Annotated in this window: 24 protein-coding genes; 10 read left to right on the top strand and 14 right to left on the bottom strand. The window is 65.7% G+C overall.

Annotated features, from left to right (window positions below; genetic code table 11):
* Positions 1-165: 165 nt before the first annotated feature.
* From J0I42_RS13980 to J0I42_RS13965, 4 genes are all read right to left on the bottom strand, one after another.
* Positions 166-1,203, bottom strand: coding sequence for a phosphotransferase family protein (locus tag J0I42_RS13980; RefSeq protein WP_291655602.1), 1,038 nt, complete (start codon positions 1,201-1,203; stop codon positions 166-168).
* A gap of 4 nt (positions 1,204-1,207) precedes the next feature.
* Positions 1,208-2,425 (bottom strand): acyl-CoA dehydrogenase family protein, encoded by a 1,218-nt coding sequence (locus tag J0I42_RS13975; RefSeq protein WP_291655601.1) that lies wholly within the window; start codon positions 2,423-2,425, stop codon positions 1,208-1,210.
* An 8-nt stretch (positions 2,426-2,433) separates the two neighbouring features.
* Positions 2,434-3,180, bottom strand: a complete 747-nt coding sequence (locus tag J0I42_RS13970) for an SDR family NAD(P)-dependent oxidoreductase (RefSeq protein ID WP_291655599.1) — start codon at positions 3,178-3,180, stop codon at positions 2,434-2,436.
* 128 nt (positions 3,181-3,308) lie between these two features.
* Positions 3,309-3,515, bottom strand: coding sequence for a CsbD family protein (locus J0I42_RS13965; RefSeq protein ID WP_047573131.1), 207 nt, complete (start codon positions 3,513-3,515; stop codon positions 3,309-3,311).
* Positions 3,516-3,676: 161 nt separating this feature from the next.
* Here J0I42_RS13965 and J0I42_RS13960 point away from each other — a divergent pair, with 161 nt between their 5' ends.
* The gene (locus J0I42_RS13960) at positions 3,677-4,012 is read left to right on the top strand and encodes a GIY-YIG nuclease family protein (protein ID WP_291655596.1); all 336 of its coding nucleotides are present in this window, start codon (positions 3,677-3,679) and stop codon (positions 4,010-4,012) included.
* 31 nt (positions 4,013-4,043) lie between these two features.
* Here the strand turns inward: J0I42_RS13960 and lepA are convergent, their stop codons facing one another.
* Positions 4,044-5,849 carry a translation elongation factor 4 gene (gene lepA, locus J0I42_RS13955; RefSeq protein WP_291655594.1) on the bottom strand — a complete coding sequence of 602 codons (1,806 nt, stop codon included), beginning with the start codon at positions 5,847-5,849 and terminating at the stop codon, positions 4,044-4,046.
* Between the two features lie 239 nt (positions 5,850-6,088).
* On the opposite strand from lepA, the gene J0I42_RS13950 reads away from it, so the two are divergent.
* Together J0I42_RS13950 and J0I42_RS13945 are read left to right on the top strand one after the other, a co-directional pair.
* A complete protein-coding gene (locus J0I42_RS13950; RefSeq protein ID WP_291655592.1) occupies positions 6,089-6,688 on the top strand; it encodes a helix-turn-helix domain-containing protein in 600 nt (199 codons plus the stop codon).
* The gene (locus tag J0I42_RS13945) at positions 6,685-7,221 is read left to right on the top strand and encodes a GNAT family N-acetyltransferase (protein WP_291655590.1); all 537 of its coding nucleotides are present in this window, start codon (positions 6,685-6,687) and stop codon (positions 7,219-7,221) included. The genes J0I42_RS13950 and J0I42_RS13945 overlap by 4 nt, the downstream gene beginning before the upstream one ends.
* 118 nt (positions 7,222-7,339) lie before the next feature.
* On the opposite strand, the gene J0I42_RS13940 is transcribed toward J0I42_RS13945, so the two are convergent.
* Both J0I42_RS13940 and hrcA read right to left on the bottom strand, forming a co-directional pair.
* The gene (locus tag J0I42_RS13940) at positions 7,340-7,588 is read right to left on the bottom strand and encodes a DUF3297 family protein (RefSeq protein WP_291655588.1); all 249 of its coding nucleotides are present in this window, start codon (positions 7,586-7,588) and stop codon (positions 7,340-7,342) included.
* 88 nt (positions 7,589-7,676) lie between these two features.
* A complete protein-coding gene (gene hrcA, locus J0I42_RS13935) occupies positions 7,677-8,762 on the bottom strand; it encodes a heat-inducible transcriptional repressor HrcA (protein ID WP_291655586.1) in 1,086 nt (361 codons plus the stop codon).
* Positions 8,763-8,905: 143 nt separating this feature from the next.
* On the opposite strand from hrcA, the gene rph reads away from it, so the two are divergent.
* The 3 genes from rph to hemW are packed head-to-tail and all read left to right on the top strand — an operon-like array spanning position 8,906 to position 11,468.
* The gene (gene rph, locus J0I42_RS13930; RefSeq protein ID WP_265057160.1) at positions 8,906-9,622 is read left to right on the top strand and encodes a ribonuclease PH; all 717 of its coding nucleotides are present in this window, start codon (positions 8,906-8,908) and stop codon (positions 9,620-9,622) included.
* Between the two features lie 2 nt (positions 9,623-9,624).
* Positions 9,625-10,272, top strand: a complete 648-nt coding sequence (gene rdgB, locus J0I42_RS13925) for an RdgB/HAM1 family non-canonical purine NTP pyrophosphatase (RefSeq protein WP_291655582.1) — start codon at positions 9,625-9,627, stop codon at positions 10,270-10,272.
* Positions 10,269-11,468, top strand: coding sequence for a radical SAM family heme chaperone HemW (gene hemW / locus J0I42_RS13920; protein WP_291655580.1), 1,200 nt, complete (start codon positions 10,269-10,271; stop codon positions 11,466-11,468). The genes rdgB and hemW overlap by 4 nt, the downstream gene beginning before the upstream one ends.
* Before the next feature lie 117 nt (positions 11,469-11,585).
* Here hemW and J0I42_RS13915 read toward each other — a convergent pair whose 3' ends face one another.
* The 5 genes from J0I42_RS13915 to ugpB form a co-directional block, all read right to left on the bottom strand.
* Positions 11,586-12,665 carry a sn-glycerol-3-phosphate import ATP-binding protein UgpC gene (locus J0I42_RS13915; protein WP_291655579.1) on the bottom strand — a complete coding sequence of 360 codons (1,080 nt, stop codon included), beginning with the start codon at positions 12,663-12,665 and terminating at the stop codon, positions 11,586-11,588.
* 7 nt (positions 12,666-12,672) lie between these two features.
* Positions 12,673-13,521 (bottom strand): sn-glycerol-3-phosphate ABC transporter permease UgpE, encoded by an 849-nt coding sequence (gene ugpE, locus J0I42_RS13910; RefSeq protein WP_291655577.1) that lies wholly within the window; start codon positions 13,519-13,521, stop codon positions 12,673-12,675.
* A complete protein-coding gene (locus J0I42_RS13905) occupies positions 13,521-14,270 on the bottom strand; it encodes a creatininase family protein (protein WP_291655575.1) in 750 nt (249 codons plus the stop codon). Before J0I42_RS13905 ends, ugpE begins: the two co-directional genes overlap by 1 nt.
* Positions 14,270-15,151, bottom strand: coding sequence for a sn-glycerol-3-phosphate ABC transporter permease UgpA (gene ugpA, locus J0I42_RS13900; protein ID WP_291655573.1), 882 nt, complete (start codon positions 15,149-15,151; stop codon positions 14,270-14,272). Before ugpA ends, J0I42_RS13905 begins: the two co-directional genes overlap by 1 nt.
* A gap of 76 nt (positions 15,152-15,227) precedes the next feature.
* Positions 15,228-16,547, bottom strand: a complete 1,320-nt coding sequence (gene ugpB / locus J0I42_RS13895) for a sn-glycerol-3-phosphate ABC transporter substrate-binding protein UgpB (protein WP_465247681.1) — start codon at positions 16,545-16,547, stop codon at positions 15,228-15,230.
* 205 nt (positions 16,548-16,752) lie between these two features.
* Here ugpB and J0I42_RS13890 point away from each other — a divergent pair, with 205 nt between their 5' ends.
* Both J0I42_RS13890 and J0I42_RS13885 read left to right on the top strand, forming a co-directional pair.
* Complete coding sequence (locus tag J0I42_RS13890; protein ID WP_291655569.1) at positions 16,753-17,931, top strand: fumarylacetoacetate hydrolase family protein; 1,179 nt, start codon at positions 16,753-16,755, stop codon at positions 17,929-17,931.
* A gap of 143 nt (positions 17,932-18,074) precedes the next feature.
* A complete protein-coding gene (locus J0I42_RS13885) occupies positions 18,075-19,796 on the top strand; it encodes a hypothetical protein (RefSeq protein WP_291655567.1) in 1,722 nt (573 codons plus the stop codon).
* 10 nt (positions 19,797-19,806) lie between these two features.
* Here the strand turns inward: J0I42_RS13885 and J0I42_RS13880 are convergent, their stop codons facing one another.
* Positions 19,807-20,703 carry a methylated-DNA--[protein]-cysteine S-methyltransferase gene (locus J0I42_RS13880; protein WP_291655675.1) on the bottom strand — a complete coding sequence of 299 codons (897 nt, stop codon included), beginning with the start codon at positions 20,701-20,703 and terminating at the stop codon, positions 19,807-19,809.
* A 301-nt stretch (positions 20,704-21,004) separates the two neighbouring features.
* Here J0I42_RS13880 and J0I42_RS13875 point away from each other — a divergent pair, with 301 nt between their 5' ends.
* Positions 21,005-21,625, top strand: a complete 621-nt coding sequence (locus tag J0I42_RS13875; RefSeq protein WP_291655565.1) for a class I SAM-dependent DNA methyltransferase — start codon at positions 21,005-21,007, stop codon at positions 21,623-21,625.
* Here J0I42_RS13875 and J0I42_RS13870 read toward each other — a convergent pair.
* On the bottom strand, positions 21,610-22,137 hold the full coding sequence (locus J0I42_RS13870; RefSeq protein WP_291655564.1) for a DUF2244 domain-containing protein: 528 nt from the start codon (positions 22,135-22,137) through the stop codon (positions 21,610-21,612). The two genes, J0I42_RS13875 and J0I42_RS13870, sit on opposite strands and share 16 nt — an antisense overlap.
* A gap of 20 nt (positions 22,138-22,157) precedes the next feature.
* Between J0I42_RS13870 and nth the strand changes: the two genes are divergently transcribed.
* Positions 22,158-22,859 carry an endonuclease III gene (gene nth, locus J0I42_RS13865; RefSeq protein WP_291655563.1) on the top strand — a complete coding sequence of 234 codons (702 nt, stop codon included), beginning with the start codon at positions 22,158-22,160 and terminating at the stop codon, positions 22,857-22,859.
* The last annotated feature ends 6 nt before the right edge of the window (positions 22,860-22,865 follow it).

Below are 22,865 nucleotides of genomic sequence, written 5' to 3'. Positions count from 1 at the left end.
ATCCTGCCGGGGAAGATGCCCTCGCGCTATCACAGCTCGTCTTGGGACGGCAAAGCAAATCTGCTTGTTTTGAATTGATACAAACTAGGTGAATTCTGGAATTCATTGAGAGTAACATCACATACCCAAGACGACGCCCTCACGAATCCTGTTATTGTCTTGCGCTCAACCGAGGCGTTCCGGCCCCTCCACCGCCTCGCCGGCTCGGACCGCGAAACGCCGGGCGAGCGGCGCGACCTCGGCCGCATTCGCCGCCGCCGCCGTGCCGGCACGCACCCGGTCGGCGATCCCGACGAAGATTACCGCGAAGCGGAACAGCGCGAAGACGAGGTGGAAGCGTAACAGTGGCGCCGTCGGCACGGCGCGGGCGTAGTAATGCACCAGGAACTCGGCCTGCGTGGGAATGCCGAGCGCGGCCTGGTCGAGCCCGAGGATGCCACCATATTCGTCGGGCGCGGTGTGCCAGGGCATGGCGCAATAGCCGAGATCGGCGAGCGGATGGCCTAGCGTCGACAATTCCCAGTCGAGGATGCCGATCACCTCGGGCTTTTCCGGATGAAAGAGCAGGTTGCCGAGCCGGAAATCGCCATGGGCGATCGCCACATGGCCGTCATCGTCGGGCAGATTGTCCGGCAGCCAGTCGGCGACCATCTCCAGTTCGCCGATCCGCTCGCCCGGCGATTCCCGCAATTGTCTGGTCCAGCGTGCGATCTGACGCTCGAAATAGTTGCCCGGCCGGCCGAAATCCCCGAGGCGGACTTCATCGGGCCTCACGGCATGGAGCTTCGCCAGCGCCTCGGCCATGCCGAGATAAAGACCGCGCCGCTCGGCCGGCTCCAGCCCCGGCAGGGCGCAATCATGGAAGACGCGGCCTTCAAGCCGCTCCATCAGGTAGAAGGGCGTCCCCAGTGCCTCAGGATCGGCATGGAACAGCACGGCGCGCGGCACCGGCACGTTCGTCGGCGAGAGCGCTTCGAGCACGCGGAACTCTCGGTCGATCGCGTGAGCGCCACGCAGGATCGGCCCAGCCGGCTGCTTGCGCAGAACGAGGCGGCGCTTCCCCCAATCGACGAAATAGGTCGGGTTGGACTGGCCGCCGCCGATGCGTTCGAGCGCGAGATCGCCGACACCGAACTGCGCGCGCAGGACGCTCGCCAATGCAGCCGGATCGAAATCGATCGCGGCGGGCGCCAGCGCTGCCATCGCCTCAGCCCTGCGCCTGCCCGGCTACGGACCAGCGCCAGAAATCCCGGCCCTCCTGCGTCAGGAAGCGGTTCAGCACCATCTTGTGGACCTCGTCGGCGCCGTCGACCAATCGCGCCTGACGGGCATAGCGGTAGATCCATTCGAGCACGGTGTCCCTGGAATAGCCGCGAGCGCCGTTGACCTGGATCGCGACATCGGCGGCATCGTGCAGGACATTGGCGACCTGAACCTTGGCCATCGAGACCTCCTTGCGGGCGAAACCGCCGCGATCGAGCTCCCAGGCCGCCTTCATCACCAGCAGGCGACCGATCTCGATGCGCATCGCGAGATCGCCGAGTTTGAGCTGGATGCTCTCGCGATCGGCGAGGCGCTGGCCGAAGCCATGACGCTCCGCGGCATAGGCCTGTGCGATCTCGATGCAGCGCTTGGAAAGTCCCAGCCAGCGCATGCAATGGGTCAGGCGGGCCGGGCCGAGGCGCACCTGCGTCACCTTCATGCCCTTGCCCTCGCCGGCCAGCACGTTCTCGACGGGAATTTCCAGCCCGTCGAATTCGATCTCGCAATGGCCGCCATGCTCCTCCGGCCCCATGATCTCGATGCGGCGCAGGATGCGCCAGCCCGGCTGGTCGGCATGGAAGAGGAAGGCGGTGAGGCCGTTGCGCGGATCGTCCGAGGTGCGGGCGATCAGGATGAAGTGCTTGGCCTCCTCGGCACCGGTGATGAACCATTTGCGGCCTCTGACGACGTATCTGTCGCCGCGCCGCTCGGCCCTGGTCTGGATCATCGAGGGGTCGGAGCCACCGCCCGGATGCGGCTCGGTCATGGCGAAGGCGGAGCGCAGCTTGCCCTCGACGATCGGCTTCAGCCAGCTCTCCTTCTGCTCGGGCGTGCCGAGCGCCTCCAACACCATCATGTTACCGTCGTCGGGCGCGGCCGAATTGAAGACGACCGGACCGAAGATCGAACGGTTCATCTCCTCGTAAGCGACGGCCATGCCCATCTTGCCCAGGCCGGCACCGCCGGTCTCCGGCTTGAGCTGCAGGCACCAGAGCCCCTCGGCACGGGCCCTGGCCCGCATGGTCCCGAGTAAAGGCAGCGCGATATTGCCATGAGGATCGTAGGAGGCCCGGTCGGCTTCGAGCGGCAGGATCTCGCGCTCGACGAAGGCCGCGATGCGGGCGCGATAATCCTCGATGCGGGGAGAGATCTCGAAATCCATGGCGGTTCTCACAGGGACGAAACGAGATGGCCGCCATCGACCTCGATGGTCGCGCCGGTGATGTAGCTGCCAGCGGCGGACGCGAGCAGCAGCAGCGCACCGTCGAGCTCATCCGGTTGGCCCAGCCTTCGCTGCGGGATGCGCCTGATCAGGTTCAAGCCGGCTTCGGTCGCAAAGAAATCGCGATTGATATCGGTCTCGATATAACCAGGGCAGAGCGCGTTGACGCGGATGCCGTCTCGCGCCCATTCGAGGGCCAGCGCCTTGGTCAACTGGATCACGCCCGCCTTCGAGGCCGCGTAGGCGCTGACGCCGCCGGCGACGCGATGGCCTAGGATCGAGGCGATATTGACGATGGCGCCACCCCGGCCGCTTTCGCGCATGCCGCGAGCCACAGCCTGCGCGACGAGGAAGACGCCCTTCAGGTTGGTGTCGAGCACGGCATCCCAATCCGCTTCCGAGAGGCCAGCGGCCGGACCGGCGCCGCTGATCCCGGCATTGTTGATGAGGATGTCGAAATGTCGTCCAGCGAGCGTCTCGGCTACCGAGGCGGCGTCGGTCACGTCCAGCACCAGATGTTCCGCGGTGCCGCCCAATGCCGCGATCTCCGCGCCCGCCTGATCCAACGCGGATTGCCGGCGCGCGGCCAGCGTGACGTCGACGCCATGGCGCGCAAGCAGCCTGGCGAAGTGCAGCCCCAGCCCTCCCGAAGCCCCGGTCACCAGAGCGCTCTTACCCGAAAGATCCTCGAACATCGGACATCCCGCTTCGGCCTCGGCCAAGTCTCGGCCGGTTGCCGGTGGCGATCAAGGCGCCCAAACGTCGAAGAGCCCCGGCGCGGACGCCGAGGCTCCCTGATTCATCTTCACCGATCGGCGGCTGGTCACTGCCAGGTCTGGCGGCCATACCAGGCATCGACGTCGCTGCGGGCTTTGTCCTTGGCGAGGCCGTAGCGCTCCTGGATCTTGCCTTCGAGCTGATCGCGCTTGCCGGCGATGACGTCGAGATCGTCATCCGTCAGCTTGCCCCATTGCTCCTTGACCTTGCCCTTGAGCTGCTTCCAGTTTCCTTCGACGCGGTTCCAGTCCATGGGGACCTCCTCGTTTTGAGAGTGGATTCCCCTAGAGAACGCGCCAGCAGCGTGTTGGTTCATCATGAAAATGCGGCCGGATATAAATTACCCGGATAAAATATTGCCTTATTAATAGCCGGGTATTATTAAACGCCCATCGAACAGGATGGGCAGCACCGATGCAGATGGCAGACAGGAAGGCGGCAACCGCCGCCTACAAGGAACGGAAGACGGTGGCAGGCATCTTCGCCTTCCACTGTGCGGCGGCAGCGCTGACATGGGTCGGGCGGGCGCCCGATCTTTCCACGATCGAGAACCGGCTGCGCTTCACGCTGCGCCATGGCAGCCATCGGCTGCGCTCCCTGCAGGCCGCCTGGCACACGCATGGCCCCGAAGCCTTCCGCTTCGAGAGGCTGGAAAGGCTGGAAGACGAGGATATCGCCTATGTCCTGGACCGCGTGCTGAAGGAGCGCCTCGCCCATTGGCAGGCGAAGCTCGGCGCGGAAGCGCTCTAGGCAGCGGAGTGAAGCGGCGCCGGCGCGCCGCTCAATCGTCCATCTTGAGGGCGGCGATGAAGGCTTCCTGCGGGATTTCGACCTTGCCGAACTGCCGCATCTTCTTCTTGCCTTCCTTCTGCTTCTCCAGAAGCTTGCGCTTGCGGGTGGCGTCGCCGCCATAGCACTTGGCGGTGACGTCCTTGCGCAGCGCACGGATGGTCTCGCGGGCAATGATCTTGCCGCCGATCGCCGCCTGGACCGGGATCTGGAACATATGCGGCGGGATCAGCTCCTTGAGCTTCTCGCACATGGCGCGGCCGCGCGACTCGGCCCGCGTCCGGTGGACCAGCATCGAGAGCGCGTCGACCGGCTCGGCATTGACCAGGACCGACATGCGCACGAGATCGCCCTCGCGATAATCGGTGATCTGGTAGTCGAAGGAAGCGTAGCCCTTCGAGATCGACTTCAGGCGATCGTAGAAATCGAAGACGACTTCGTTGAGCGGCAGGTCGTAGACGACCTTGGCGCGCGAGCCGACATAGCCGAGGTCGATCTGCAAGCCACGGCGATCCTGACAGAGCTTCAGCACCGAGCCGAGATACTCGTCCGGCGTGAAGATGGTGGCGCGAATCCAGGGCTCGTCAATCGCCTCGATCTTCATCACGTCCGGCATGTCGGCCGGGTTGTGCAGTTCCAGCGTCGAGCCGTCACGCAGGCGCAGGTGATAGACGACCGAGGGCGCCGTCGAGATCAGGTTGAGGTTGAACTCGCGCTCCAGCCGCTCCTGGATGATCTCCAGATGCAGCAGCCCGAGGAAGCCGCAGCGGAAGCCGAAGCCGAGCGCGGCCGAGGTCTCCATCTCGTAGGAGAACGAGGCATCGTTCAGGCGCAGCTTCGCCATGGCGCCGCGCAGCAGTTCGAAATCAGCCGCATCGACCGGGAAGATGCCGCAGAACACCACCGGCTGCACCGGCTTGAAGCCCGGCAGCGGCTCGGCGATCGGCTTCTTCTCGTCGGTGATGGTATCGCCGACGGCGGTATCCGCGACTTCCTTGATCGAGGCGGTGAAGAAGCCGACCTCGCCGGGGCCGAGCTGCTTCACTTCGGCCATTTTCGGCTTGAACACGCCAACGCGATCGACGCCATAGGAGGCGTTGGCACGCATCATGCGGATGGTCATGCCCTTCTTCATCACGCCATCGATGATGCGCACGAGCACGACGACGCCGAGATAGGCGTCGTACCAGGAATCGACCAGCATCGCCTTGAGCGGAGCATCGATATCGCCCTTCGGGGCGGGGAGCTTCTCGACGATGGCTTCGAGCACGCCCTCGATATTGAGCCCCGTCTTGGCCGAAATCGGCACGGCGTCCGACGCGTCGAGGCCGATCACGTCCTCGATCTGCTCCTTGATCCGGTCGGGATCGGCCGCCGGCAGGTCAATCTTGTTGAGGACCGTAACGATCTCGTGATTGGCGTCGAGCGCCTGATAAACGTTGGCGAGGGTCTGCGCCTCGACTCCCTGCGATGCATCGACCACCAGCAGCGAGCCCTCGCAGGCCGCGAGCGAGCGCGAGACCTCATAGGCGAAGTCGACGTGGCCGGGGGTGTCCATCAGGTTCAGGATGTAATCCTTGCCATCCTTGGCCCGGTAGTCGAGCCGCACCGTCTGCGCCTTGATGGTGATGCCACGCTCCTTCTCGATATCCATCGAGTCGAGGATCTGGTCGCTCATGTCGCGGGCAGCGACGGTGCCGGTCTGCTGGATCAGACGGTCGGCCAGCGTCGACTTGCCGTGGTCGATATGGGCAACGATCGAGAAGTTGCGGATGTTGTCGATGGTGCGGGTGCTCATGCGCGCGCCATAGCAGTGATGCCGCTTGGCGCCAAGCGGTTGGCCCCTATGAACGTCATTCAGGCTCGCTTTTCGCTGAGCCATCGCCTCATCGCTGTCGCGGGAAGCGAAGAAACGGACCCGTGGCAACGCTCCGGCGCTCTCTCATCGATGCCTGGGCAAGCCAGAATGAGGGCGCCGGTCCGAATGATCGCGAAAAGAACTTGCCTATTCCAATATCTAAGAATTATTCTTGATTGATGGAATTTAAACACGACACCGAGATCGATCGGCTACTCGGCCAGCGCCTGAAGGCAGCGCGCCAGCATCACGGCATGACGCTCGACGCGCTTGCGGCGCGCAGCGGCGTCAGCCGGGCGATGATATCCCGCGTCGAGCGCGGCGAATCGAGCCCGACGGCGGCGCTGCTGGTCCGGCTCGGCTCCGGATTAGGCCTCTCGCTCTCGGCGCTGCTGGAAGAGGAAGCAGGGAGCGGGCCGCTGGCGCGCCGCGACGCCCAGCCGGTCTGGCGCGATCCGGCGAGCGGCTATCTGCGCCGCAACGTCTCGCCGCGCGGGACGGGCTCGGGCTTCGAGATCGTCGAGGTGGAGTTGCCGGGTGGAGCGGAAGTGCGGCTCGACAATGCCACCGGTACGGCAGCTCTGGATCAGCAGATCTGGGTACTGCACGGCCGGCTCGATCTCACCGTCGAAGGCACCCGCCACGAGCTTGCCGCGGGCGACTGCCTGCAGATGCATCTGCGCGGCCCGATCATCTATCGCAATCCGGGCGAGACACCCGTCCGCTACGCCGTCATCCTTGCCGCGAAAAGCGGGGCCTTCCCGGGACATATCGCATGAATGCGAGCGCCTTCACCGTCACTATCGGAACGCTTGACGCCAGCACTGCCGAGGCGGCCATTCCTGCACTGACGGACATCCTGCGCGACAGCGTCGCGAACGGCGCTTCGGTCGGCTTCATGAACGGGAACACGGCCCCCGATTACGAGCGCTTCTGGCGCGGTGTCGCGACCGGCGTCGCGTGCGGTCAGATCATCCTGCTGGCGGCGCGGAACGAGGACGGCATCGTCGGTACGGCGCAGCTTCACCTGATCGGCAAGCCGAACCAGCCGCACCGGGCCGAAATCGCCAAGGTGCTGGTGCATTCGCGCGCACGACGGCAGGGTATCGGCGAGGCACTGATGCAGCGCGCCGAGGCCATAGCACGGGAAAAGGGCCGCGACCTCCTGGTGCTTGACACCGACGAGCACGGCGCGGCGCGGCGGCTCTATAACCGGCTGGGCTGGACCGAGGCCGGCACCATCCCGCGTTATGCGCTGATGCCGGACGGTTCCGATTGCGGGTCGACGTTTTTCTACAAGAGCCTTGCGTGAGTGACGGGCGTCATGCGCGGGCTTGACCCGAGCATCTCTTGCCAATGAAGGCTCCGGCACTTCGCTTCCAAGAGATTCTCGGGTCAAGCCCGAGAATGACGGCGGTGGGAACGAGTGCTCAGCCCTCGGTGTTGCCGCGCACGTAAGGCTCGACCGGCCCCTTGAGCGTGATCGTCATCGGGCGGCCGAAACGATCCTTGGCGGCGCCGGCGGCAACCTTCACCCAGCCCTCGGAAACGCAATATTCCTCGACATTGGTCTTCTCGACGCCCTTGAAGCGGATGCCGATGTCGCGCGCCAGCACCTCTTCATTGTAGAAAGGGCTGTCCGGATTGACGGAGAGGCGGTCGGGAAGCTGCTCGGACATGTGTCGCACCTAAACTGCGGAAAATGTTGCTTTGCCCGCTCGATAACCGCTTCCGCCCGCAAAGCCAACTCAGAGCTCGGACTAAAGCCTAGCGGCTGCCATCCAGCAGACGGCCGACGACCTTGGCGGTGTAATCGACCATCGGGACGATGCGCGCATAGTTCAGGCGCGTCGGGCCAATGATGCCGACGACGCCGACGATGCGCTGCTCGGCGTCGCGGAAGGGCGCAGCCACCATCGAGGAGCCGGACATCGAGAACAGCTTGTTCTCCGAGCCGATGAAGATTCGCACGCCATCGCCATCCTCGGCCCGGGTCAGCAGGTCGATGACGTCGGTCTGCGTCTCAAGATCGCCGAAGAGCATGCGGATGCGCTCGAGATCCTCCCGCGCCCGGAGATCGTCGAGCAGGTTCGCCTGGCCGCGCACGATGAGATGGCGGTCGCTGCCCGGGCCGGCCTGGGTCGCGATGCCACTCTCAACGAGCCGAGCGGTCAGGGCGTCGAGCTCGCGCTCCATCAGGGCGCGCTGCCCGCCGATCTCGCTGCGCAATTCGGCCAGCGTCTTGCCGAGGATGCGGGCGTTGAGGAAATTCGCGGCCTCGCTCAGGGCCGAGGCCGGCAGGCCGGGCGGCAGCGCCAGCAGGCGGTTCTCGACCGTGCCATCCTCCGAGACCAGCACGACCAGCGCGCGGGCCGGATCGAGCCGGACGAACTCGATATGCTTCAGCCGGACATCGGCCTTGGTGGTGACGACGACGCCGGCGCCGCGCGACAAACCGGAGAGCAGAGCCGAGGCTTCGGTCAGGGTCTGATCGAGATTGCGGTTGCTGGCGGCGACCCTGATCTGTGCCTCGATGCGCGAGCGCTCATCGGCCGTGAGATTGCCGACCTCCATCATCGCATCGACGAAGAAGCGCAGGCCCCGCTCTGTCGGCAGGCGCCCCGCCGAGGTGTGCGGCGCGTAGATCAGCCCGGCCATTTCGAGGTCGGTCATGACATTGCGCACCGTCGCGGGCGAGAGCGCCATCGGCAGCAGGCGGGCGATGTTGCGGGAGCCGACCGGCTCGCCGGTCGTCAGGTATCCGTCGACGATCTGGCGAAAAATCTCGCGCGAGCGCTGGTCGGTCTCGACCAGGCCACTCATCGTCTCGGGGCGGGGCGTGTGCGCGCTCATGAACCTTTTTCAGGCGAACCGTCGTTCTCGTCCTATTGTCGTCATGCAGAGCGTGCGGATCAAGGGGCAGGCCGGGCCGGCGCCTTGCCGTGCGCGGCGCAAGCGCCTACAAGCCGCCACTTCCCCAAAGACAGGATCATTTCATGCGACCCTCCAAACGCGCCGCCGACGAGATGCGCAAGGTCACGCTCGAACGCGGCGTGGTGCGCTATGCCGAGGGTTCCTGCATGGTCACGTTCGGCGAGACCAAGGTGCTCTGCGCCGCGACCGTCGAGGAAAAGGGGCCACCGTGGCTGCGCGGCACCGGCAAGGGCTGGGTCACCGCCGAATACTCGATGCTGCCGCGCGCCACGCATGAGCGCACGCGCCGCGAAGTCACCTCCGGCAAGCCCTCCGGCCGCACGCAGGAAATCCAGCGCCTGATCGGCCGCAGCTTGCGCGCCGTCGTCGATCTCACCGCGATTGGCGAGCGCCAGATCGTCGTCGATTGCGACGTGCTCCAGGCCGATGGCGGTACCCGCACCGCCTCGATCACCGGCGCCTGGGTCGCGCTGCACGATGCGCTGAAATGGATGGAAGGGCGCGGCCTGCTCAAGGGCACGAACCCGCTCAAGGACCATGTCGCCGCGATCTCCTGCGGCATCGTCGCCGGCAACCCGGTGATCGATCTCGACTATGTCGAGGATTCCGGCGCGCAGACCGACGCAAATTTCGTCATCACCGGCTCGGGCGGCATCGTCGAGGTGCAGGGCACGGCCGAAGGCGCGCCCTTCTCCGAGGAAGAGCTTCTGTCGCTGCTGAAGCTCGCCAAGGGCGGCGTCGCCAAGCTCGTCACGCTGCAGAAGGCGGCGGTGGCCTGAGCATGAGCCAACACCGCCTCCTCACCGGCAAGGTCGTGATCGCGACCCATAACCAGGGCAAGCTGCGCGAGATGCGCGACCTGCTGGCGCCCTATGGCATCGAGCTGGTCTCGGCAGGCGAACTCGGCCTGCCCGAGCCGGTCGAGGATGGCACCATGTTCTCGGAGAACGCGGCGATCAAGGCGGTCGCCGCGGCGAGCGCCAGCGGTTTGCCCGCGCTCTCCGACGACTCAGGCATCTGCATCGATGCGCTCGACGGCGCGCCCGGCCTGTTCTCGGCCAACTGGGCCGGCCCCGGCAAGGATTTCGCCCCGGCGATCGGGCGCGTGCAGATGGAGCTCGCCAAGCGCGGCGCGGTCACGCCTGACAAGCGCAAGGCGCATTTCGTCTCGGCACTCGTGATCGCCTGGCCGGACGGACATCAGGAGCTGTTCGAAGGCCGCGTCTTCGGGACGGTGACCGAGCAGGCGCGCGGCCTCGGCGGCTTCGGCTACGATCCGATCTTCCTGCCTGATGGCCATGACAAGACCTTCGGCGAGATGAGTGCGGAAGAGAAGCACGGCATTCCGGCCGACGGTTCGCCCGGCCTGTCGCATCGTGCGCGCGCCTTCCATGTGCTGGCCGCCGCCTGCCTGAGGAAGCCGGCGTGAGCGCCCCGGCCGCCCTCGCCGCGCGGCCTTCGATCCTGCATCCGACCGCGGATGCGGGCTTCGCCGTCTATGTGCATTGGCCGTTCTGCTTGGCCAAATGCCCCTATTGCGACTTCAACAGCCATGTCCGGCTGCAGCCGCCCGACCAGCAGCGCTATATCGCCGCCTTCCGTCGCGAGATCGCGCATCGAGCAGCGCTGGCGCCGGGACGCACGGTCTCCTCGATCTTCTTCGGCGGCGGCACGCCCTCCCTGATGGAAGGCCGAACGGTCGGCGCGATCCTCGATGCGATCGGCGAATACTGGGCGGTCGATCCGAATTGCGAGGTCTCGCTGGAGGCCAACCCGACCAGCGTCGAGGCCGGGCGCTTCCGCGATTTCCGCGCGGCCGGCGTCAACCGCGTCTCGCTCGGCGTGCAGGCGCTGAACGATACCGATCTCAAGGCGCTCGGCCGGATGCATTCGGCCGAGGAGGCGCTGGCGGCCGTCGCGATCGCGCGGCAATATTTCGAGCGCTATTCCTTCGACCTGATCTATGCCCGCTCGCCCTTGCAGACGCCCGCGCTGTGGCGCGCCGAGCTGGAACTGGCGATCAGCCATGCGGCCGAGCACCTTTCGCTCTATCAGCTCACGATCGAGCCCGGCACCGCCTTCGACCGGCTGTTCCGCGCCGGCAAGCTCGCCATCCCCGATCACGATGCGGGCGCGGCACTCTACGAGACGACCCAGGAGATAACCGCCAGGCACGGCCTGCCGGTCTACGAGATCTCGAACCACGCGCGCCCCGGCGCCGAATGCCGACACAACCTCGTCTACTGGCACTATGGCGAATATGCCGGCATCGGCCCCGGCGCCCATGGCAGGCTGGTGACGGCGCAGGGCCGCATGGCGCATTCGACCGAGAAGCGGCCGGAAGTCTGGCTGGAACGGGTCGAAGCCGAGGGCCATGCGCTGGTCGAGGACGAGCGGTTGTCCGAGGAGGCGCAGGGCGACGAATACCTGCTGATGGGGCTTCGCCTCGTCGAGGGTATCGACCCCGAAGTGTTCAAGGCGCTGGCCGGGCGCGCGCTGAACGCCACGCGCGTCTCGAGCCTGATCGAGCAGAAATTGCTGATGGAGCGCACAGGCGGCCGGCTCGCAGCGACGCCGGATGGGGCGCTCCTGCTGGATGCGCTGGTGGCCGATCTGGCGGCTTAAGGCTTGCCGTCATTCTCGGGCGGAGCGAAGCGCAGACCCGGGAATCCCATGACGAGAGGGCGCTGGTTTCCGAGAAGCTCGGGTCAAGCCCGAGCATGACGGGTGCCGGTCAGGCGTTCAGCCCTTCCCCAGCCGCGCCCCGCTCTTCGGATCGAAGACGTGGACCTTGTCGGGATCGACGGTGATCCAGAGCCGGCCTTCCTGTGCCGCGACTTCGCCGGTTGCCGCCTGCATCACGAAGGGGTGACCCGACAGCTTGCCGTGGAAGAGCTGTGTGGCGCCCAGTTCCTCGATGAACTCGACGTCGAAGGGCAGCGAGCCCGCCTGCCCTTCCGAGGCGATCTCGACATCCTCGGGACGCAGGCCGATCTCGACCGGCGCCTGCGCCGCCAGATCCTCGCGCAGGTCGCGGACCTCGATGATGGCATCGCCGAGCGCGACGATGCCGTGGCCATCGACCGCACCGGGCAGGATGTTCATCGGAGGCGAGCCGATGAAGGTTGCGACGAACTTGCTCGCCGGCTTGCGGTAGACCTCGGCCGGCAGGCCGATCTGCTCGACCTGGCCGGCATTCATCACGACCAGCTTGTCGGAGAGCGTCATCGCCTCGACCTGATCATGGGTGACGTAGATCGCGGTGACGCCGAGCGCGCGCTGGAGCTTCTTGATCTCGACGCGCATCTGGACGCGCAGCTTGGCGTCGAGGTTCGAGAGCGGCTCGTCGAACAGGAAGACCTGCGGCTTGCGCACGATGGCGCGGCCCATGGCGACGCGCTGGCGCTGGCCGCCGGAGAGCTGGCGCGGCCGGCGCTCAAGGAAGGGCTCGATCGCGAGGATGCGGGCGGCTTCCTTCACGCGCTTGTCGATCTCGTCCTTGGGCGTGCCGCGGTTGCGCAGGCCATAGGCCATGTTGTCGTAGATGTTCATATGCGGGTAGAGCGCATAATTCTGGAACACCATGGCGATGTCGCGGTCGGCCGGCTCGATCTCGTTGACGACGCGATTGCCGATCGCGACCTCACCGGACGAAATCGTCTCGAGACCGGCGACCATGCGCAGCAGCGTGGACTTGCCGCAGCCGGAGGGGCCGACCAACACGCAGAAGCCGCCATCGGGAATGTCGAAGGAGACGCCCTTCACGGCTTCGACGCCGCCGGCATAGACCTTCTTGACGTTGCTGAGAGTGACCTGGGCCATTCGCGGATTACTTCTCGGTTTCGACCAGGCCCTTCACGAAGAGCCTCTGCATGGCGATGACGACGAGGACGGGCGGGAGCATCGCCAGCATGGCCGTGGCCATCGCGAGCTGCCATTCCGTCAGGGCGTCGGCGGTGACGATCATCTTCTTGATGGCGATGACGATGGTCTGCATCGAGTCCTTCGTCGTCACCAGCAGCGGCCAGAGATACTGGTTCCAGCCATAGATGAACTGGATGACGAAGAGTGCCGCGATCGTCGTCATCGAGAGCGGGATCAGCGTGTCCTTGAAGAACCTGAACGGACCGGCGCCGTCGATCTTGGAGGCCTCGAGCAACTCGTCGGGGATCGTCATGAAGAATTGCCGGAAGAGCAGCGTGCCCGTCGCCGAGGCGATCAGGGGCACGGCAAGACCCTGATAGGTGTCGAGCATGTTGAGATCGGACACGATCTTGAAGGTCGGGAAGATGCGGACCTCGACCGGGAGCATCAGCGTGACGAAGATGATCCAGAATGCCGCCATGCGGAACGGAAAGCGGTAATAGACCACCGCATAGGCCGAGAGTACGGAGATGAAGATCTTTCCGAGCGCGATCGCCATTGCCATGACGAAGGAGTTCAGCATCATCCCGATGACCGGCTCGCGCGTCGTGCCCGACGTGCCGACGAAGAGGATGCGGTTGTAATTCTCCAGGAAATACGGCCCGGGATAGAGCGGCATCTGGCCATTGATCACGGTCGCCGCGTCCCAGGTCGAGGCGACGAAGGTCAGCCAGACAGGGAAGGCGACGATCAGCACGCCGATCGTCAGGATGACATAGGCGATCAGGTCGCCCAGGCGGCGGTCCTCGACCATCAGGCGGCCCTCCCCATCTCGCGCAGCAATCCGGCCAGCGCGTCGGCGCAGGCATCGAGGCAGGCCCGGCCCTTCTCAGGTGTGGCGCGGCGGGCGTCGCCGACCACCCCGGTATCGGTCATCTCCCGGAAGGAGCGGTGGCGCGAGACGACCTGCCGGCGCGGGGCACGATCCAGCGCGCCGAAGGCTTCCGGAAGACGCGGCTCGCGGACCGAGCCCGGCGCCAGCACCATCATCATCGAGGTCTCGACCTCGCAGGCATGCTGGACGCCCTGCTGGTCTTGCAGCAAGGGCGGGAATGCGTCCTGCGCCAGCATGAAATAGGTCGTCACCTCGACATGGAGGCTCGTCTCGCCCGCAAAATCCGGCAGGAAGGCCGTGAGCGCGGCAATGTTGCCGCCATGGCCGTTGACGATCAGCACGCGATGGAAACCGTGGCGCTCAATGCTCTTGAGGAAGGAGAGCAGCACGGCGCGATAGGTCGGGATGTCGAAGGTGAAGGTGCCGCCGAAAGCCATGTGATGCTCGGCCATGCCGCACCAGAGCGTGGGCGCGACCACCACATCGACATCACCGGCACGCTCGGCCGCAGCCTTGCAGACGCCGCTGCACAGGATCGTGTCCACGCCGACGGGCAGATGCGGGCCGTGCTGTTCGATGGAGGCGACGGGCAGGACGACGATGGCGTCCGTCGCCGCCTTGGCGCGCAGTTCCTCGGCGGTGAGATCCATCCAGAGCACGGAGGCCATCAGTAGCTGACCTTGCGCTCGATGAAGCGGAACTGGACCGCGGTCAGGCCGATCACCATGATCAGCAGCAGCACCGACTGCGCCGCCGAGCCGCCGAGATTGGAGCCGCCCTTGCCGTCGGAGAAGACCTTGTAGACCAGCGTTTCGGTCTCGCCCGAGGGACCGCCGCCGGTCATGGTGTCGATGATGCCGAAGGTGTCGAAGAAGACATAGACGATGTTGACGACGAGCAGGAAGAAGGTCGTCGGCGAGAGCAGCGGGAAGACGATGGTCCAGAACCGGCGCATCGGCCGGGCGCCGTCGATCACGGCCGCCTCGATCACGCTCTTCGGGATCGACTGCAGGCCGGCGAGGAAGAACAGGAAATTGTAGCTGATCTGCTTCCAGGTCGCCGCGAGGATGACCAGCAGCATGGCATGGTTGCCGTTGAGGCGCGGATTCCACGGAATACCTAGGGATTGCAGGCCGCGCGCCAGCATGCCGAGCGAAGGATCGAACATGAAGAGCCAAAGCACGCCGGCAATCGCAGGCGCCACCGCATAGGGCCAGATCAGGAGGGTCTTGTAGATTTCGGCGCCGCGGATCTGCCGGTCCGCCATCACGGCGAAGAGCAGCGCAATCGAGAGCGAGAACACGCAGACGAAGGTCGAGAAGATGACCGTATTGACGAAGGCCTTCAGATAGCCGGGATCGGCGAACAGCATCTGGTAGTTCTCGAACCAGACGAATTCCGTCGATGTACCGAAGGCATCCTCGAGCAGGAAGCTCTGCCAGACCGCCTGGCTCGCCGGCCAGTAGAAGAACACGACGGTGATGGCGAGCTGCGGCAGAAGCAGCAGGAAGGGGATCGTCAGCCCCTTGAAGTATGCGTTCTTCTGCATCGGCTTCCCTGGAACGAGACGGCCATCCCGGACGGAGAGTGTCCGGGATGGCCTTGGGTTTGCAAGCGCTAACCGCTCAGCGGGCGGCGGTACGCTCGAACTGGCGCAGCATCTGGTTGCCGCGCTCGGCCGCCGCGTCCAGCGCCGCCTGCGGCGACTTCTGGCCGTTCAGCGCCGCCTCCAGCTCCTCCGACCAGATGTCGCGGATCTGGACGAGGCTGCCATAGCGCAGGCCCTTCGAATTATCGGTCGGAGCCTTGTTGGTCAGCTCCAGGATCGGGGTCTCGAGATAGGGCTTGTCCTTGTAGAAGCCGGATTCCTTGACCTTCTCGTAGGCCGCCTTGGTGATCGGCAGATAGCCCGACTCGGTATGCAGCTTCACCTGACGATCGACATTCGAGAGGAAGGTGAAGAACTTCGCGACACCCTTGTATTCGTCGGCCTTCTTGCCACCCATCACCCAGAGCGAAGCGCCACCGATGATCGAGTTCTGCGGGGCGCCCTGCACGTCAGGATAATACGGCATCGGCGCATTGCCCCAGTCGAACTTGGCGTTCGCCCTGACGTTGCCGAAGAAGCCCGAGGAGGTCAGGAAGATCGGGCATTCGCCCGAGGTGAAGCGGCCTTCGCCATTGTTGGTGCGGCCGGAATAGTCATAGGTCTTGTCCTTCTGCAGCTCGACCAGGTTGGTCCAGTGCTTCAGGAAAGCCGGGCTCTTGTTGAACTCCAGCACGGCGTCGAAACCGGCCATGCCATTGACCTTCGTCGAGAGCGCGATGTTGTGCCAAGCGCCGAACTGCTCGATATTGGCCCAGGTCGCCCAGGCGTTCGAGACGCCGCACTTGTCGTAGCCGGCAGCCTTCAGCTTCTTGGCGGCCTCGAAGGTCTCGGGCCAGGTCTTCGGCGGCTTGGCCGGGTCGAGGCCCGCCTTCTTGAAGGCGTCCTTGTTGTACCACATCACCATCGACGAGGAGTTGAACGGCATCGAGAGCATCTCGCCCTTGGCCGTCGAATAATAACCGGTGATCGCAGGCAGATAGGCGTTCGGATCGAACTTCTCGCCGGCTTCCTTCATGATCTCGTGGACCGGCTTGATCGCGCCCTTGGCCGACATCATCGTGCCGGTGCCGACCTCGAAGACCTGCAGGATATGCGGGGCCTGGCCGGCACGGAAGGCGGCGATGCCGGCATTCAGCGTGTCGGGATAGGAGCCCTTGTAAACGGGTACGACCTTGTAGTCCTTCTGCGAGGCGTTGAAGTCCTCGGAGAGCTTGACGACAACGTCGTTATTGGCGCCGGTCAGCGCGTGCCACCACTGGATCTCGGTCTGCGCCAGGGCAGGCGAGGCGCCAGCGAGCGCAAAAGCCGCGACCGACATCAGGATGCGCGATTTGATGGTCATGGAATGTCTCCCTTCCGCGGGCGAGCGCCGCCGCGGTTCTTGTCGTTGGTGCGCAAGCTAGCATGTAGCGCAGGCGACATTTCAATGACAAATCGATGACAGCCGGCGCAATCCGCCTATGGTCTGGGGGCGGCTTGCACATTCGCGCATAACCGGCTGATCTGCTCAGCCTATCCGAACCCGCTTCGTGGATGCCGCCATGCCCAGCCTCGATCTTTCCGCGACCGCAACCTTGCCGGTAGACGCCGATGCCGCCGCACTCGCCGGCCGCGTCTGGCGCCCCGAGATCGGCGGACCGGCCGTGGTGACGCTCCGCGGCGGGCAGGTCGTGGACGTGACCAGGAGTTTCCCGACCAGCCGGGATCTCTGCGAAAGTCACGAACCGGCCGCCGCGCTGCGCGCCGCCGACGGCGAGGCGATCGGCTCGCTCGCCGACATTCTCGCAAACACGCCCGTGGACGGCCGCGATCCGAAGCGGCCCTGGCTCCTCTCGCCCCTCGATCTGCAGGCGGTGAAGGCCGCCGGCGTCACCTTCGCGGTCTCGATGCTGGAGCGCGTGATCGAGGAGAAGGCGCGCGGCAACCCGGCCGCCGCCGCGACGATCCGCGCGGAAATCGGCAAGCTCATCGGCGATGATCTCTCCAAGCTGAAGCCCGGCTCGCCGGAGGCGATGCGTCTCAAGGAGGTGCTGATCAAGCAGGGCGCCTGGAGCCAGTATCTCGAAGTCGGCATCGGGCCGGATGCCGAGATCTTCACCAAGGCCCCACCGATGTCGACGGTCGGTACCGGCGCGGATGCCGGCCTGCATCCGGCCTCGAGCTGGAACAATCCCGAGCCCGAGATCGTGCTGGTCGTCGCCTCGACCGGCGCAATCGTCGGCGCCACGCTCGGCAACGACGTCAACCTGCGCGATGTCGAGGGCCGCTCGGCGCTCCTGCTCGGCAAGGCCAAGGACAACAACGCCGCCGCGGCCGTCGGCCCCTTCATCCGCCTGTTCGATGCCGGCTTCACGCTCGATCATGTCCGCAGGACGACCGTGACGCTGACGGTCGCGGGCGAGGACGGCTTCACGCTGGAGGGCTCTTCCTCGATCGCGAAGATCAGTCGCGACCCGGCCGACCTGGCCGCGCAAATGATCGGCCCGCATCATCAGTATCCGGACGGGGCAGCGCTCTACCTCGGCACGATGTTCGCGCCGATCAAGGATCGCGATGCGCCGGGCGGTGGCTTCACCCATAAATACGGGGACATCGTCACCATCGCCGCGCCCGAGCTCGGCAGCCTCGTCAACCGGATGAAGCGCACCGACGAATGTGCGCCCTGGACCTATGGCGCCTCGCATCTGATGCGCCACCTCGCCGGGCGCGGGCTGCTCTGATCGGAGGCCCGCGCAGGGCACCGGAGCGCAACACACCTCCGAAGCCGGGGGTTCCTGCCGAAACCCGGCAAGAACCTGCCTATGCGTCAGGCAACTGGTAAGTTTTTTCTGCCAGAGAGCGGGCTGGACCAGGAGGGTTCGGCATGGCGATGAGCGAGATCGAGAGGCGGAACTCCCGAGTCGACGACGGGCGTATCGGTGGCAAGGGATGGGTGCTGCGCATGGTCGGCTCGCCCCTCGTATGGATCGCGGCCTTCGCGCTGACGGCGGTCGCCGGCCTGATCCTGCCGCTGCGTCTTCCGCTCGGACCGAATGCCTGGGATACCGTGGTCTATCTCGACGCGATCCAGCGCATCGAGCTCGGCCAGGTCCCGACCATCGACTTCTTCGCGCCGATCGGTCCGCTCGGCTTCTACCTTGCCGCGGCTCTCGACATTGCCTTCCCGAATGCGCAGCCGATGCTGCTCATCAACTGGGCCCTGCTGCCGGTCATGCTGCCGGTGCTCGCCCTCATCGCCGGCGAGGTCTGCCGGCGCTCCCGTCCGCAGGCCCTTGCGCTGGTGCTGCCTTTCCTGCTGTTCGCGGCACTGCCGATCAACCTCCACGGGCTCTATCCCTCGCCCGGATTTGACGGATACGGCTTCTACAACCGCCATGTGGCGCTGCTGCTCTATCTGCTGATCGCCACGTTGATCTTCGCGCAGCGACGCAGCCTCAGCATCGGGCTCGTGGCCGTGCTGATGCTGACGCTCTTCCTGACCAAAGTCACCGGGGCCGTCTCCGGCACGCTGCTCGTCGGCTACGCCACGCTGAGCGGCCGGATGCGCTTCCGCGATGCGGTCATCGCCGCCGGCCTCGTCATCCTCGCACTGGGGGTACTCGAACTCGCGACCGGGCTGAGCTCGGCCTATGTCCTCGACATCCTGACTCTGCTCGGCCTCAACACGGATACGCTGCTGCCGCGCTTCCTGACCGTAGCCTCCGTCAAGTTCAACGTGATCGGGCCATCGCTGCTGCTGCTGGCCGCTCTGGCTTACGCCTCCTGGCGCAACGGTTTGCCGACGGCGCTTGCCGACTGGCGGACACTGGCCGATGCGCCGATCGGCTGGTTCGCCGTCGGCCTGGTCGCGCTCGCCCTGTTCGAGACGCAGAATACAGGCTCGCTCGAATTCATCGGTCTGTGGCCGATTCTTCTGCCGCTCATCCTCGACTGGCGGGAGCGGCGCGAGGATCGCATGCGACCCGTCGTACTCGTGCTCGCGCTCGCAGTCGCATTGCCGAGCGCCGTGATCTGCATGGAGCGGGGCATGCGCGCGGTGATCGGCGGGGCGACCTATGTCGCGCTCGACGTGCCTGATCTCGGGCCCCTCGGCCGCGTCAGCGTGAAGCCGGACATCGCCACCCGCGCCGCCACGATGCTCGATCACTACGCGACGCAGCCGGAGGGCTATCGCGACCTGATACGACGCGACATCCTGCCCTCCTACACGCTCTATTCCGAGATCGACTACCAGGCGACCTGGATGCTCGAGATCCAGCAGGCGATCACCGCGATCAAGGCTTGGGAAACCGCCAACAAGCGCGAGCTCAACGGCTTCTTCACGTTCGATTTCGTCGATCCGCTGAACGTCCTGCTGCAGCGTACGCCGCCACGGATCGTGCCGGTCGGCGTCGATCCCGGCCGCAGCACACCCGATTTGCAGCCGGGCACCATCGAGGCGCTCAGGCAGACCGACGCGATGCTGATGCCGAAATGCCCGGTAACGACGCCGCGCGAGATGATCCGCAGTCACTTCGCCGCCGCACTCGAAGGGCGCGAGCGGATCGCGCTCGCGCCCTGCTGGGACATGTATCTGAAGAAATAGAGCGGGCAGCTCAGCCGGCAGCGGTCTGGCCGGCCTCCCAGCCGAGGATGGCGCGCTTGCGCGTCAGGCCCCAGTGATAGCCGGTCAGCGCACCGGACTTGCCGATGACCCGGTGGCAGGGCACCACGAAGGAGATCGGGTTCTTGCCGACCGCCATGCCGACGGCGCGTGCCGCGCTGGGCTTGCCGATATGGCTGGCGACCTCGCCATAGGTCGTGGCGCAGCCGACCGGAATACGCAGCAGCGTCTCCCAGACCCGCACCTCGAAATCCGTGCCGATCAGCACGACGCGCAAGGGCGTCTCCGGCGACCAGGCCTTGGGCTCGAAGATCCGGCCGGCATAGGGCGCCGTCAGCACCGGATCATAATGGTAGTCGGCATGAGGCCAGCGCCGCATCATGTCGGCCAGCGCTTCGGCCCGGCCGCCGACGACCTTGCCGCCATCGGCGCTGTTCGAGACCCAGCCGAGACCGGCAAGGCCGCGATCGGTGATGACCACCAGCGCCTCGCCGAAGGGCGATGCATGGAAGCCGTAGGAGAGCTTCAGGCCTTCGCCGCCGGTCTTCCATTCGCCGGGCGACATCGCCTCATGCGTCACAAAGAGATCATGCAGGCGGCCGGGGCCGGACAGGCCGACTTCCAGCGCCGTATCGAGGATGCTGGCGGAAGACGAGAGCAGCCCCTTGGCATGGTCGAGCGTGATCGCCTGCAGGAACGCCTTCGGCGTCAGCCCACACCAGCGCCGGAAGAGGTGGTGGACATCGGTCGGAGTCGCTCCGGCGGCCTCGGCGATCGCTTCGATCGTCGGCTGCTCGCGCCAGTTATGGGTGATGAAGGAGAGGATGCGCCGGACCGTGTCATAGTCGGAGCCGGGGGCGACGGCCGGGAAATCGGCCTCGCTCGGCATCGCATCCGTGGCGCGCGCCAGCACTGCATTGGAGAAGCGCGTCGGGGTCATCGCCGTTTTCATGGAAGCATGAGCGTTCATGGGAACCTCGCATCATTCGTCATGATGCGAATCTAGGGTCTCCACCATGCCGTTCCCACCCGAAAGCTGGCAAGGGCGGGGTTGCACTCCCCGTCGTCCTTGTCGATCGACCCTCATCCTGAGGAGCCGCGCGAGCGGCGCCGCGAAGGAGGCTCCAGATCGTTCCCAGCCTCCTTCGCGAGAGCTTGCGGACCTGCTCAGGATGAGGGTTCATAAGGCCATGACCTCCCCCGCCGACGCCGTCATCGACCTCTACCAGCGCCATGCCGCCACCTATGACGGTTTACGCGGCAAGCTGCTCATGGAAGGTCCCTGGCTGGCACGCTTCCGGAGCCTGCTCGCGCCCGGTGCCACAATTCTCGATATCGGCTGCGGCACCGGCCAGCCGATCGCCCGCCATCTCGGCGAGCAGGGCCATCCCGTCACCGGCGTCGACTCCGCCCCGGCGATGATCGCGCTGTGCCGGGCGCGTTTTCCGAAGGGCGACTGGCAGGTTGCCGACATGCGCCGCCTTGCGCTCGGCCGCCGCTTCGGCGGGCTGATTGCCTGGGACTCGTTCTTCCACCTGACTCCCGAGGACCAGCGCGGGATGTTCAAGGTCTTCGCGGCGCATGCCGCGCCGGGCGCTGCCCTGATGTTCACCAGCGGCCCGGCCCACGGCGAGGCGATCGGCCGTTTCGAGGGAGAGGCGCTCTATCATGGCAGCCTCGCCCCACAGGAATACCGGGCTCTGCTGGCGGAAAACGGCTTCTCGGTCGTCGACCACGTCACCGAGGACCCAAGTTGCGGAGGACATACGATATGGCTCGCCAGAGCGAGCGCCGCTCAGGATGCACCGTAGTCAGGGCCACGGCGGGCACTCGACAGCGCCAAGCCCAATGCATCGGCAAAGCCCGAGCGCTCATGCGGCGAAAGCGCGGAGGCGACCGCGACGCTCTGCCCGCGCGAGACCAGCTTCAGGCCGAGCAGGCCGTAATCCTCGTCCGTCTGGCGTTCGAGCCTCGTCCAGATCGGATTGAAGCGCCAGACCGTCTCGCGGCCATGATGCGAGACCTTGCGCAGGAAAATCTCCAGCGGCGTCACCACGATGCGCTCGAAGGAGCGCGCATGCCGGAAGTTGAGGTGGAAAGCGGCGAAGAGCGCAAGAATGTCGAGCCCGAAGAAACCGGCCACCGGCCAGGCGCCGAGCACGACGAAGGGGACCGAGGAGATGACGCTGGCAAGGCAGACCAGCGTCATCACGATGCGAAAGCCGTTCTGGCCGAGCGAGCGATGCGGCGTGATCGTGGCGTCGAAGACCGGTCGCTGCGACGCGTCCGCGATCTTGCTGCCAAGGCTATTGCCGGGTGTCATGCGGCGATTATAACGCCGTCATGGATCAGCGGAACAGGCCCCCTCGCGCCGCGGCGCCGGTAAAGCGCATCACGTTGCCGCGCGCGCGCAAGCCGGCGGAGATCTACGAGATCTTTCGCCGCTTCCAGGCGGCCAATCCCGAGCCCAAGGGCGAGCTGGACCACACCAACGCCTTCACCTTGCTGGTGGCCGTTGTCCTGTCGGCGCAGGCGACCGATGCCGGGGTGAACAAGGCAACGCGCCCGCTCTTCGCCATTGCCGACACGCCTGAGAAGATGCTCGCGCTCGGCGAGGAGACCGTCCGCGAATACGTCAAGACGATCGGGCTCTACCGTACCAAGGCGAAGAACGTGATCGCGCTCTGCGAGCGGCTGATCGCCGAATATGGCGGCGAGGTGCCGGCGACGCGCGAAGCCTTGGAGAGCCTGCCGGGCGTCGGCCGCAAGACCGCCAATGTCGTGCTCAACATCGCCTTCGGCGAGATCACCCATGCGGTCGACACCCATGTCTTCCGGATCGCCAACCGCCTGCGCATCGCGCCGGGCAAGAACGTACTGCAGGTCGAACTCGGGCTGGAGAAGGCGGTGCCGCCCGAATTCGGCCGGCACGCCCATCACTGGCTCATCCTGCACGGACGCTATACCTGCAAGGCGCTTCGCCCCGAATGCGTCCGCTGCATCCAGAACGACCTCTGCGACTCCCCGGACAAGCGGATCACGTGAAGCCCG

Origin of the sequence: Allobosea sp. (assembly GCF_017308015.1) — a bacterium.
Taxonomy (GTDB): domain Bacteria; phylum Pseudomonadota; class Alphaproteobacteria; order Rhizobiales; family Beijerinckiaceae; genus Allobosea.
Note: the sequence above shows the minus strand (reverse complement) of the source record. Positions and strands in the feature narration are given on the sequence as shown.